The organism is Psychromonas sp. Urea-02u-13 (assembly GCF_002835995.1).
Classification (GTDB): Bacteria; Pseudomonadota; Gammaproteobacteria; order Enterobacterales; family Psychromonadaceae; genus Psychromonas.
Map to the genome: position 1 here is coordinate 18,328 of NZ_PJBZ01000088.1, position 12,058 is coordinate 30,385.

Annotated in this window: 12 protein-coding genes; 1 reads left to right on the top strand and 11 read right to left on the bottom strand. The window is 40.0% G+C overall.

Features of this window, described 5'->3' with window-relative positions:
- The first annotated feature begins 1 nt into the window (after position 1).
- A complete protein-coding gene (locus CXF74_RS16980) occupies positions 2 to 673 on the top strand; it encodes an SPOR domain-containing protein (RefSeq protein WP_101083719.1) in 672 nt (223 codons plus the stop codon).
- Between the two features lie 132 nt (positions 674 to 805).
- On the opposite strand, the gene udp is transcribed toward CXF74_RS16980, so the two are convergent.
- The 11 genes from udp to CXF74_RS17035 all read right to left on the bottom strand — a co-directional run.
- A complete protein-coding gene (gene udp, locus CXF74_RS16985) occupies positions 806 to 1,561 on the bottom strand; it encodes a uridine phosphorylase (RefSeq protein WP_101083720.1) in 756 nt (251 codons plus the stop codon).
- A 72-nt stretch (positions 1,562 to 1,633) separates the two neighbouring features.
- On the bottom strand, positions 1,634 to 3,622 hold the full coding sequence (tkt, locus tag CXF74_RS16990; protein WP_101083721.1) for a transketolase: 1,989 nt from the start codon (positions 3,620 to 3,622) through the stop codon (positions 1,634 to 1,636).
- Positions 3,623 to 4,185: 563 nt separating this feature from the next.
- Positions 4,186 to 4,809 (bottom strand): hypothetical protein, encoded by a 624-nt coding sequence (locus CXF74_RS16995; protein ID WP_101083722.1) that lies wholly within the window; start codon positions 4,807 to 4,809, stop codon positions 4,186 to 4,188.
- 256 nt (positions 4,810 to 5,065) lie between these two features.
- Positions 5,066 to 5,881 (bottom strand): nucleoside-specific channel-forming Tsx family protein, encoded by an 816-nt coding sequence (locus tag CXF74_RS17000; RefSeq protein ID WP_101083723.1) that lies wholly within the window; start codon positions 5,879 to 5,881, stop codon positions 5,066 to 5,068.
- A 120-nt stretch (positions 5,882 to 6,001) separates the two neighbouring features.
- Positions 6,002 to 6,712 (bottom strand): purine-nucleoside phosphorylase, encoded by a 711-nt coding sequence (gene deoD / locus CXF74_RS17005; protein ID WP_101083724.1) that lies wholly within the window; start codon positions 6,710 to 6,712, stop codon positions 6,002 to 6,004.
- Positions 6,713 to 6,808: 96 nt separating this feature from the next.
- Entirely contained in the window at positions 6,809 to 8,056 is a 1,248-nt protein-coding gene (locus tag CXF74_RS17010) for a phosphopentomutase (protein ID WP_101083725.1), read from the bottom strand.
- The gene (deoC, locus tag CXF74_RS17015) at positions 8,056 to 8,841 is read right to left on the bottom strand and encodes a deoxyribose-phosphate aldolase (protein WP_101083726.1); all 786 of its coding nucleotides are present in this window, start codon (positions 8,839 to 8,841) and stop codon (positions 8,056 to 8,058) included. Before deoC ends, CXF74_RS17010 begins: the two co-directional genes overlap by 1 nt.
- Positions 8,842 to 8,919: 78 nt before the next feature.
- Positions 8,920 to 10,182: a NupC/NupG family nucleoside CNT transporter gene (locus tag CXF74_RS17020; RefSeq protein WP_101083727.1), complete on the bottom strand. Its 1,263-nt coding sequence runs from the start codon at positions 10,180 to 10,182 to the stop codon at positions 8,920 to 8,922.
- Positions 10,183 to 10,224: 42 nt separating this feature from the next.
- The gene (gene tal / locus CXF74_RS17025) at positions 10,225 to 11,175 is read right to left on the bottom strand and encodes a transaldolase (protein ID WP_101083728.1); all 951 of its coding nucleotides are present in this window, start codon (positions 11,173 to 11,175) and stop codon (positions 10,225 to 10,227) included.
- 54 nt (positions 11,176 to 11,229) lie between these two features.
- Entirely contained in the window at positions 11,230 to 11,385 is a 156-nt protein-coding gene (locus tag CXF74_RS17030) for a XapX domain-containing protein (RefSeq protein WP_101083729.1), read from the bottom strand.
- Between the two features lie 250 nt (positions 11,386 to 11,635).
- Positions 11,636 to 12,058 (bottom strand): 5'-nucleotidase C-terminal domain-containing protein (locus CXF74_RS17035; RefSeq protein WP_198552896.1); only part of this gene is annotated, 423 nt, incomplete at its 5' end.

A 12,058-nucleotide genomic window follows, 5' to 3' on the forward strand; every position in this document is an offset into this window, starting at 1 on the left:
CATGCACAATTTATTAAGAAACACATTAATATTCATACTGTTAATTGCTGGCTTATCGGCTTGTAGTAGCAATGATGCGCAGATCTCTGCTCAGGAAAAGATTGCTCAAGAAAATGAAAAAAAACAACAGCAACTTGCAGAAAAAGTGGCCCAGTTAGAGGGGCATGTTGAAAACTGGAAAGTGGCCGAACCGAGCGTTGAACGTTTAATTACCATTGAAAAAGACCTAAGATTATTGATTAGCCAGCTTAATGCGTTGGTTATTGAGGCTGAAAATGAAAAAACATTAGTAGCACAGCAAGAAAAAATGGCAGAGCAGAGACAAGCCGCCCCCGCGGAAAATACAGCCATGGCTAAAAAAACGTCAGCTAAAAATAAAAAATTAGAGGCTTATTATACGGTTCAACTTGTTTCTATTAGCAACGTAAAAATGGTCGAAAAATCTTGGTCTGACATTTATAAAAAGAATGCCAATGTTCTAACCGATCACCAACCATTGATTGAACAAGTACAAGTAAAGAACAAAACCTACTATCGTATTAAAACAGGTAAATTTTCATCTAAAAATGAAGCCGTTCAGGTATGTAATCAATTGAAGAAGCAGAGTGTCAGTTGTATGGCTAGTGTTTATTCAGGGCAACCGTTAGACCAATTTTTATTATCAATGAATTAATTTTAAAGAAATGAGCTGAAACAGTTTAGGTTGTTATTTATCCAGTTAGTTTGAGCTATAAAAAAGGCAGTCACTTTGAAAGTGACTGCCTTTTTTAATTGATTACTTTAAAATACCTAATTAGTTACATCTTTAAAGTAGCTTTTTAGCTGCAGCGACAACAATCGCAATCGCATTAACTTCTGTTTTTTTCATAGTTGCTTCGTCAGGAATCTCTTGTTGCGTTCGATTCACAATAACACCGGCAACGCAGGCTGCACGCCAACCTTGTGAGGCACACATAGTAAACAGTGTTGATGACTCCATCTCATAGTTTAAAACGCCTAGATCTTGCCATTCTTGCATTGACCCTTTAAAACGACGTGTTACGCGTCCTGAAACAGTATCGTAACGTTCTTGACCCGGATAGAAGGTATCTGATGATGCTGTGATACCGATATGCGGTTCAACACCTAAGTCACGACAAGCTGCAACCATTGCTGTGGTTGCTTCAAAGTCAGCAACGGCAGGAAATTCCATTGGCGCAAAATGTAAGCTTGCGCCATCAAGGCGAACCGCTGCTTGAGTGACAATCACATCACCTGGATTAACATGTGCTTGAATCGCACCCGTCGTGCCAATACGTAAGAAAGTACGTACACCAAGTTGTGCTAGCTCTTCCACTGCAATCGACGTAGAAGGACCGCCAATGCCCGTTGAACAAACTACAATAGCTTTGCCATCAATGTAAGCTAAGTAGCTTGTGTATTCGCGATGGCTTGCTAAGAAGGTTGCATTGTCCATTAACTCAGCAATACGTTTTACACGCTCTGGATCGCCGGGTACGATAGCAACCGTCGCACCATCTAACATCGCTTTAGTTAAACCTAAGTGAAATACATCAGACATAATTTATTCCTTTTTTATTCGTTTCGTTATACAAATTAGTTTCATTATACAAATTAGTTACGTTATCAATTTTTAAAGACTGTTTGCACTGTTAACAATATTTTCAACAGTAAAACCAAACATCTCAAATAGTTGCTCAGCAGGTGCTGATTCGCCAAAGGTGGTCATGCCAATCACTTTGCCGTTCAAACCAACGTATTTGTACCAGTAATCGGCAATACCCGCTTCAATCGCAATACGCTTGCTGACAGTACTTGGTAATACTGACTGTTTATATTCTTTGCTCTGTTTATCAAACTCATCACAACATGGCATTGAAACAACACGCACGGCTTTACCTTGCGCGGTTAATGCAGCATGGGCTTCAACGGCAAGTTGCACTTCTGAACCCGTAGCAATCAAAATAATCTCTGGCGTATTTTTACTATCTAATAAAACATAACCGCCTTTAGTTACATTTGTAAGTGTCTCTGCATTACGTGGCTGAGGTTGTAAATTCTGACGACTGAAAATCAATGATGTTGGACCGTCTAAGCGTTCGATTGCACTCTTCCATGCAACAGCGGATTCTACGCTGTCACAAGGGCGCCAACTATTCATATTAGGTGTTAAGCGTAAACTTGCGATTTGCTCAACTGGCTGGTGGGTCGGGCCATCTTCACCTAGGCCAATAGAGTCATGGGTAAACACTTGAATCGCACGAATTTTCATTAATGCAGACATACGAAGTGCGTTACGTGCATATTCCATAAACATCAGGAAGGTTGCGCCATAAGGAACAAAACCTTTGTGTAATGAAATGCCGTTGATAATCGCTGTCATTGCAAATTCACGTACACCATAATGCAAGTAGTTACCTGAAGCATCGTCAGCGCTGATCGCTTTTGTACCTGACCACATGGTTAAGTTTGAAGGGGCTAGATCTGCAGATCCGCCTAACATTTCAGGTAATATTTTTGAAAATTCTTCAATACAGTTTTGTGATGCTTTACGTGTCGCGATATTGGCTGAATTAGCTTGTAACTGCTCAATGTAATCCGTTGATTTTTCTTGCCATTGAGCGGGTAGTTCATCGCTCATACGACGTTTGTATTCGGCGGCTAACTCTGGGTACTCAGTTGCATAAGCACTAAATTTTTCATTCCAGTTTTGCTCTGCTTGCACACCACTTTGTGTTGCATCCCATGCTGAGTAAATATCATCAGGAATTTCAAAGTCGCCATATTGCCAACCCAGCGCTTCACGTGTTGCCAGAATCTCTTCTTTACCTAAAGGTGCACCATGACAATCGTGGGTACCTTGCTTAGCAGGTGAGCCAAAACCGATAATCGTTTTACAGCAGATTAGCGTGGGTTTTGTTGATTCTGCTTGTGCGTTAATAATCGCTGCTTTGATCTGTTCTGGGTTATGCCCATCAACTTCAATCACCTGCCAACCATAAGCGCGGAAACGTGCAGGCGTATCATCGGTAAACCAGCCTTCGACTTCACCATCAATAGAGATACCATTGTCATCCCAAAAGGCGATTAGTTTACCTAAACCTAATGTGCCAGCGAGTGAACAAGCTTCGTGTGAAATACCTTCCATCAAACAACCATCACCTAAAAAAGTATAAGTGTAATGATCAACAATCTGGTGATTAGGTTTATTGAATTGCGCGTCTAACGATTTCTCAGCAATCGCCATACCGACTGCATTTGCAATACCTTGTCCTAATGGACCCGTGGTTGTTTCAACACCTGCTGTATAACCAAACTCGGGATGGCCTGGTGTTTTTGAATGCAATTGACGGAATGATTTTATATCGTCGATAGACAGGTCATAACCACTTAGATGCAAAAGCGAATAAATCAGCATCGAACCATGACCATTAGAAAGCACAAAGCGATCACGATCCATCCAGTTTGGATTGTTTGGATTATGCTGTAAAAAATCACACCATAAAATCTGTGCGATGTCTGCCATACCCATTGGTGCGCCGGGGTGACCTGAATTTGATTTTTGAATTGCATCCATGCTTAAAGCGCGAATGGCATTTGCTTGTTGTTGACGAGATGGCATCTGTTTCTCCTGATGATAAATATGAGTGCTGAATATTGAATCTCTAATATACCCAAACTACCTGAAGATGCAGATTCAGAGGCTCGCTCGGATGTCAGATTAAGGCGCGACATGAAGAGAAGGGTTATTCCCTTTTCGAATGTTGTAACGCAGAGCTGGCTTTCGAGCGAACCTCCCGTAGGGCCAGGTGAGAGATACCCCTCTTCTGTGTTATGAAGCATTGATTTAGAATGACTAAACCTTCAACTTCATGCCTTGAATATGGCTACCTCTCAACTGGCTGATTCCTGCATCTTCAAGTAGCTTGGGTATACAACTAGTTTATTTATTCAGCGGCTTCAGAAGTGAGATCTTGATCGGATAGAGGGCAGGTAATTTAAAGTTATTACTAGTGCTTACAAAATGTGGGGGTACTTATTAAAATAGGTGAGATTTTGTTAAATCGTGGTGTATTTTTAAAGCCTGAACAGTTATTCACGAAGGGGTTGGGGGGGGGGTATTAAAAATAAAATTAAAATTAGAGTTAGCAGTGCACGAAACAGCCATTGAAATTACCTACTCGCTTATAATATTTTCTTGTAGGTTTGACCGCCGTTTGCATCTTCACGCACAAAGCCCATTTTTTCTAAATAAAAACAATGGTCTTTATCTGCAGCATAGGTTTGTAATGCTTTAATACCTTTATCTTTTAGAAAGTCAGGGTGGTCATTGTAATAATAAGCCCCTAATTTGTAGTCTCGATATTTAGGTGTCACGAAGTCCACTAACAGTATGAAAGTACCGTTATCCTCTTTAAAACCCGCCAGAATACCTGCGATATTATCGTCACGTAACATATAAAATGAGCAGTTCACTTCTTGTAATTCTTTCATGCTCGCTTGTTTGTTAATTTCAGTTCGATTGCTGTTGATAAAGTGCTGGTAATAAGCGGAATTCACCTCGGCATCCACTAATTTAAATTGTTCTTTACTGCGGTAAATTTGATAGAGGAAGTAGATATTAATCACTGCAATACTGAGGTTCGCAACGGTGACGGGCAATAAACCTGTCAATAAACCATAATGGGCAAAGATAAGGCAGCCTATAAAATTAAATATTCTTAATTTTATAATAGAGGTCATTGTGAGTGAGATAAAAACCACTAATGAAGCAAGATAGCCGTACCATTCAATCCAGTCTAATTCCATGTTCAACTCCTGACGTTGTTAATGTTAGCGTATATGTTGATGGTTTTGTGATCTGTTTCTATGACCTGTTTTTATGATCAGTTTTTATAATAATAGTGAAGCGATGTTGGGTAACGAGGATAATGAGATGTTTGTACTAATTAAGATGATCGCTTAATGCCTATGGTAGTTTATTTTGTCGATTAGCGCAGATTCAATAGACAAAAATAAACCCTCTTTATGGGACAAAGAGGGTTTTAAGATTTACTGCTGTTTTTTAGAACTTGTAAGTTGCAGCAAAGTAATGAGAAATACCTGTTGATTCAACATTATTTGGGCCACCCCAGTTAGCAACACCATCGTCGATACCGTAAATGTTGTTGTAAGCTTTTAAGCCATATCCAACAGCAAAATTTTCTGAGTGCCAGTAAATACCATTAAACATTGCTCCACCATGGCTAGCATTTCCAACAGCATCATCATCCATACCAAATTGATAATCGATGTAACCTTGATATGCGATAAATGAACCACCTTCAAAGAAGAAAAATGGTTTAAACCAGTTAGTAGAGATTTGGTAGCCGTTCCAATCTTTCTGGTTAAGATCATAATAAGCATATGCGTTTAAACCGATTTTACCAAACCAAGGCACCATTACATCAGAGCCTAAACCAACAGAGTAGTTGTTTACGTCATTAGCACCACTTACGTTGTAAACAGATGCAAGGTATAACTCTTGTACTGGGCCCATTGATAGATCTGTTTGAAATAAACCGTCTAATGAGATACGTGGTGCTAGTTTTGCAAACATTTTCGCTGAGCTTGCTTTATCTGAGCTATCGCTGTTTGTTAGGTTAAAGATATCAACGTAACCGTAATAATCTAAGATTCCGGCACGGCCACCAAATTCAAGTTCTAGGTAATCATGGTCAGATCCACCAGTATTTGAAGGTAATTCACCAACTGAATACATTAGGTTTCCTTGCATCCACTTGTAGTCGTTTTTACTAAGGTCGCCATCAGAGTAATCTGTTGCAAAAGCAGGAGCTGAACCAAGTGCTAATAAACTTGCAGCGATAATTGATTTTTTCATTGTTTCTTCCTTGTTTTCGATAGGTTTTTTTGAATGTGCATTTAGGTCCAAATGGCCTCTGCATCTTATTAGTGTTTAATTATGCCAACGCGCGAACGTAACGAACGTTGGTATAAATTTTTATGCTGTAATCGCAGCATCAAGCGCGATTAAAATCATTTCGTTAAAACTTGTTTGGCGTTCATCTGATGTTGTTTTTTCACCAGTTCTGATGTGATCAGATACGGTTAAGATACACATTGCTTTTGCGCCATTTTCAACAGCAACGGCATAGATACCAGCCGCTTCCATTTCAACACCTAAGATGTCGTATTTTTCTAGTACATCAAAAATCTCTGGTTCTGACGTGTAGAAAGTATCTGCTGAGAAAATATTACCTACTTTCACATCAATTTTACGAGCACGTGCAGCGTTCACTGTTTTCTCAAGCAATCCGTAATCGGCAATGGCTGAATAATCATGTCCACCAAAACGGATACGGTTACATTTTGAATCTGTTGATGCGCCCATACCGATAATGACATCTAGTACTTTTACATCTAGGCTTACTGCGCCACAACTACCTACACGGAAAATGTTTTTAACACCGTATTCAGTAATTAATTCGTGTGCGTAAATAGAGCAAGATGGAATACCCATACCGTGGCCCATTACTGAGATTTTTTTACCTTTATAAGTACCGGTATAACCAAACATGTTACGTACGTCTGTTACTTGCACAACATCTTCTAAGAAAGTGTCAGCAATATATTTTGCGCGTAGTGGGTCACCTGGCATTAAAACTGTTTCTGCGAATGCGCCATCGACTGCGTTGATATGAGGTGTTGCCATGATAATTCTCCAAAAATGATAGTAATTAATTTGTTTTGTAGCGTGAATAAGGTGGGGGGTCAACGTCGTCGCTGAGACCCACCGTGCTGCATTAAGTTATTTTAAAATTGTTGTGCCGTAATCAAGTGCGGGTAAGTCATGAAAATCTGCAATTGATTGGCCGATATCGGCAAACGTATCACGCAAACCCACTGAGCCTGCTTTCACTTTATCGCCATAAAAAATAACTGGAATATGCTCGCGAGTATGATCGCTTCCTGGCCAAGTTGGGTCACAACCGTGATCGGCTGTTAATACCAATAGGTCGTCTTCACCTAATAATGCGAACATTTCTGGCAAACGTGCATCGAAGTATTCTAGTGCCACTGCATAACCAGAGATATTACGACGGTGACCAAAATCAGCGTCAAAGTTAACAAAGTTGGTGAAGATAATGCTGTCGTTTGTTGCCGCTTTAAATTCCGCTAAACTTGCATCAAATAAACCATCAACGCCATAAGCTTTAGTCGCTTTAGTAATACCTTGTTCAGCATAAATATCTGAAATTTTACCAATGCTGACCACTTCACCGCCACTGTCTTTCATTTTATCAAGCAGGGTAGGTGCTGGTGGTGTAACAGAGTAATCGTGACGATTGACTGAACGTGCAAAGTTGCTTGCTTCTGTGCCTAAGAAAGGGCGCGCAATAACACGGCCAATATTGTATTCGTCTACTAATTCACGCGCTAATTCGCAGAGTTTATATAAACGCTCAAGGCCAAAGCTTTCTTCATGACAGGCAATCTGGAAAACACTATCTGCTGATGTGTAAAAGATTGGTTTACCTGTTTTAAGATGCTCTTCACCAAGTTCTTCAAGAATCACTGTGCCTGATGAATGACAGTTACCAAGGTAACCTGGTAAGTCTGCACGTTTAACAAGTTCATCAAGTAGTGATTGTGGGAAGCTATTTTTCTTGTCTGAGAAATATCCCCAATCAAACAATACCGGTACGCCTGCAATTTCCCAGTGACCACTTGAGGTATCTTTACCTGTTGAAAGTTCTTTGGCATAACCATAGGCGCCGATTGGCGTGACATTTTGATCTAACCCTGCTGGGTATAAAGCCGAGCTTTCAAAACACGCTTGGCCAAAACCTAAACTGTTCATATTTGGAATATGTAATGGGCCAGTACGGCCTTCTTCTGCTTTGCCTTCGAAACAGGCTTTCGCGATATGACCTAGTGTGTTTGCACCCACGTCATTAAAATCAGTGCCGTCTGGGTGTGTGCCTTTAAAGGTATGGGCGTCTGCTGTTGCGCCGATACCAAATGAGTCAAGCAATAAAATCATTGTGCGTTTCATTAATAAGCTCCTTGATCAATTACTTGACCTGTTACTGTGTCTGTCAGATTTAATTCGTTTAATAAGCTAACTAAGAGACTTGATGCGCCAAAACGAAAGTGATCTGTATTTACCCAGTCATCACCCATAATATCGCGTGCAAGTTGTAAATAATTGCCTGCTGTTTGTGCGTCTTTTACGCCGCCAGCAGCTTTAAAGCCTACGTTTTTACCTGAGTCTTTAATTGATTGAAGCATCACTTTGGTTGCTTCTAATGTTGCGTTTACAGGTACTTTACCGGTAGATGTTTTGATAAAGTCTGCACCGGCTGCAATACAAATATCACTCGCCTGTTTGATTAATGCATCGGTCTTTAATTCACCCGATTCGATAATGACTTTTAAGCAAACGTTGGTCCCGCAAATCGCGCGACAGCCTGCTATCATTTGTGCGCCAATGTCACTATTGCCAGCGATAAGTGCGCGGTAAGGAAATACCACGTCTACTTCGTCTGCACCGTAAGCGACTGCTGCACGTGTCTCTGCAAAGGCGATGTTTAAATCGTCATTGCCATGAGGGAAATTAGTAACCGTTGCTATTTTTACAGTTGCACTGTCTTGCATCGCTAACGCTTTGCGCGCAGTGGGAACAAAGCGAGGGTAGATACAAACTGCTGCTGTATTACCTGCTAGTGTTTTTGCATCCTTGCATAACTGAATGACTTTCATATCCGTGTCGTTATCATTTAACGTGGTTAAATCCATTAATGAGATAGCTTCTTTAGATACAAGTTGTAGTGTATTCATTGCGTTATACCCGTTGTGAAATTTGCCACCACAAATGTGGTGGCGGGTTATTAAATGTTATTTCTTTTAAGCAATTGCTTAGCCGATAAGCGCTGCGCCACTAATCGAAAAGAAAATACCTACTAATGCAGCGCTCATAAAGTTAGAAAGCGTACCTGCAAGTACTGCTTTAAGACCTAAACGAGCGATATCTGGGCGACGTGATGGCGCAAGAACACCTAAACCACCTAACAAAATAGCCATTGAAGATAAGTTTGCAAAACCACATAGTGCAACAGTAACAATTACCTGTGAATGTGCGCTTAGTGTGTCTTTCATGCCAACGAAGTCGATGAAAGCTACAAATTCATTTACCACTAGTTTTTGACCTAATAGGCTACCAACAGCAGTTGCTTCAGACCATGGAATACCGATTAAGAACGCAATAGGAGCGAATACGTAACCAAGAATCTGTTGAAGTGAAAGTGCTTCTAAACCAAATAGACCACCAAATGCACCTAACATGATATTAACTAATGAGATTAGCGCGATGAATGCAATTAACATTGCACCTACGTTTAGTGCTAGTTGTAGACCTGAAGAAGCACCTGCTGCCGCTGCGTCGATAACATTAACGGGTTTACTTTCTGCTTCTTCTTCACCTTCAATAATGTCATTGTTCGGTTTTTCAGTTTCTGGGTGTAATAGCTTCGCCATTAATAGACCACCCGGTGCAGCCATAAATGACGCCGCAATAAGGTAATCAAGGCTAACACCTAGTGATGCATAACCCACTAACACGGCACCAGCAACAGACGCTAAACCACCACACATCACAGCAAATAGCTCTGATTGCGTCATGTTTTTAATGTAAGGTTTAACTAACAAAGGCGCTTCTGTTTGACCAACAAATACATTGGCGGCAGCAGACATAGACTCTGTACGACTTGTACCTAATAACTTTTGTAACGCACCACCAAAAATTTTGATGATAAATTGCATAAGGCCAACGTGGTAAAGTACACCCATGAAAGCAGCAAAGAAGATGATGACTGGTAGTACTTTAAATGCGAATACAAAACCGCCACCACCAAACACTTCAAACATTTTACCTGATACTAAACCGCCAAATAAGAAAGCAATACCGTCATTCGCGCTATCCATTACCGCTTGAACACCTGAAGAAACCGTTTGTAAAACAGTTGACCCAAATGGCGTCATGATAACAAAGGCCGCGATGGCCGCTTGAATGGCAAATGCACCCACCACTGTTCGTATGTTGATCGCTTTACGGTTACTAGAAAAAATAACTGCGATTAAAACAAGGGAAATAATCCCCACTAGGCCCATTACAATATGCATGCTAACTCTCCGTTTTAGTTAAAGTTTTGTTTAAAGTTGTTTTTAAAGACGATTTTTAATCATCTCGTCTAATGTATTTTGATCAATGGCAAAATTACGAATACCTTCAGCAAGTTTTTCTACTGCCATCGCATCTTGATTATGTGACCATAAAAATTGTGCTTCTGTTAACGCTTGTGGTCTTTCGTTAAGTGCTGTTGTTTCTACTAACTGTGTAATAACCTCTCCTTCTGATTCGCTTAGCTCCTGTAAAAGCGGTGGGCTAATTGTTAGGCGATCACAACCAGCTAGTTGTAAAATCTCTCCGGTGTTACGGAAGCTTGCGCCCATCACAACAGTGTTATAACCGTGTGATTTGTAGTAATCGTAAATAGCGGTCACTGATTTAACGCCTGGATCATTTTCAGGTGTGAAATCTTTACCTTCAGCCTTTTTGTGCCAGTCCATAATGCGACCAACAAAAGGAGAAATAAGGTAAACATTTGCTTCGGCACAGGCTTGTGCTTGAGCGAAAGAGAACAACAAAGTTAAGTTACAGTTGATGCCTTCTTTTTCTAAAATCTCTGCTGCACGAATACCTTGCCACGTAGAGGCTAATTTAATTAAAATGCGGTCGTTGCTAATACCTGCATCGTTATATAATTTAATTAATTTACGTGCTTTGGTTAAACTTGCTTCTGTATCGTAAGATAATTTTGCATCAACTTCCGTTGAGATACGGCCAGGGACAATTTTAAGAATTTCTTTACCAATATTTACCGCTAACATGTCGCAAGTATCATCTACTTGTTGTGCTTGATCATCGCTTTGTGCTTTTGCATAACTAATTGCACTTTGAATCAATGGTTCATAGGCGCTAATTTGAGCTGCTTTTAAAATCAATGAAGGATTAGTTGTTGCATCCTGTGGTTGATATAATTTAATCGCCTCAATGTCACCGGTGTCTGCTACAACCGTTGTCACTTTACGTAATTGATCTAATTTGCTTTCCATGTTTACTTCCTATATCTGTTTTTTATTATTAGTTGATTTTAAACGTAAGTTCTTTTACGTAAAATATCCACTAATCAATTGCTGGTATATGACCCCACCGATGTAAACCCTAAAAATCCATATAATGCCGGGTAATACGGGTGGAGCTGGTAGTGGCAACTTTAGACAAGGAATTAATAACCTCACTATTGCACCTGCTGATAACGCCATAAAAATTTGCTGTTTATAAAATCCTTTATTCCGTTAAGGATTTTTTTTATTTATTGTTGTTTTTAAGATGCAATGATTTTAGGCAGTTATTGCTGTAGAAATTGTGAGCTAGATCGAGAGCAGTAAACTTCTTACTACAATTTCTTTTCGGTTAACAAAATGTGTTGTTACGTTATATTGAGCAAAAAAAAAACAGTGCAAAATACACTGTTTTTCAAGGCTACATTGAACCATAAAAATGGACTATTGGCTAGAGCTGGCAACCGTTCACGCTTAATGAGTTGCTATAAACCACATTATTAGTCGGTGTAAACTCACCTGGCGTGATTGTGCGTTTATCTTTTAAATATGTATATAAGACTTCAGCATCCACATAGCCAGTTTTAATCGGATCTAATATTGGATATCCATCGCCACCTGCAGCGTTATAACTCGGTACGGTAAAGCTGTAAGTTGCTGATGCATCATAACCTTTACCATTAATATCGCTGATATCAACCGTGCTTGCGCTACAGTCAACTGTCATTGAGACACCAATAAATTGCGCATAAGCACCAGAGCCAACTTCAAACATCGCAACGCTATTTAAATATTCAGTAATATTTGCACCTGTCATATTACTTTTTGTGATGCTATTGCCAAAAGGTTGCACAGTGAGTACGTCTTTATAGGT

What these genes read in the sequence shown, in the direction of transcription:
- CXF74_RS16980 (WP_101083719.1), top strand. Translation starts at nt 2, where the DNA reads ATGCACAATTTATTAAGAAACACATTAATATTCATACTGTTAATTGCT.
- udp (WP_101083720.1), bottom strand. Translation starts at nt 1,561, where the DNA reads ATGTCTGATGTATTTCACTTAGGTTTAACTAAAGCGATGTTAGATGGT.
- tkt (WP_101083721.1), bottom strand. Translation starts at nt 3,622, where the DNA reads ATGCCATCTCGTCAACAACAAGCAAATGCCATTCGCGCTTTAAGCATG.
- CXF74_RS16995 (WP_101083722.1), bottom strand. Translation starts at nt 4,809, where the DNA reads ATGGAATTAGACTGGATTGAATGGTACGGCTATCTTGCTTCATTAGTG.
- CXF74_RS17000 (WP_101083723.1), bottom strand. Translation starts at nt 5,881, where the DNA reads ATGAAAAAATCAATTATCGCTGCAAGTTTATTAGCACTTGGTTCAGCT.
- deoD (WP_101083724.1), bottom strand. Translation starts at nt 6,712, where the DNA reads ATGGCAACACCTCATATCAACGCAGTCGATGGCGCATTCGCAGAAACA.
- CXF74_RS17010 (WP_101083725.1), bottom strand. Translation starts at nt 8,056, where the DNA reads ATGAAACGCACAATGATTTTATTGCTTGACTCATTTGGTATCGGCGCA.
- deoC (WP_101083726.1), bottom strand. Translation starts at nt 8,841, where the DNA reads ATGAATACACTACAACTTGTATCTAAAGAAGCTATCTCATTAATGGAT.
- CXF74_RS17020 (WP_101083727.1), bottom strand. Translation starts at nt 10,182, where the DNA reads ATGCATATTGTAATGGGCCTAGTGGGGATTATTTCCCTTGTTTTAATC.
- tal (WP_101083728.1), bottom strand. Translation starts at nt 11,175, where the DNA reads ATGGAAAGCAAATTAGATCAATTACGTAAAGTGACAACGGTTGTAGCA.
- CXF74_RS17030 (WP_101083729.1), bottom strand. Translation starts at nt 11,385, where the DNA reads ATGGCGTTATCAGCAGGTGCAATAGTGAGGTTATTAATTCCTTGTCTA.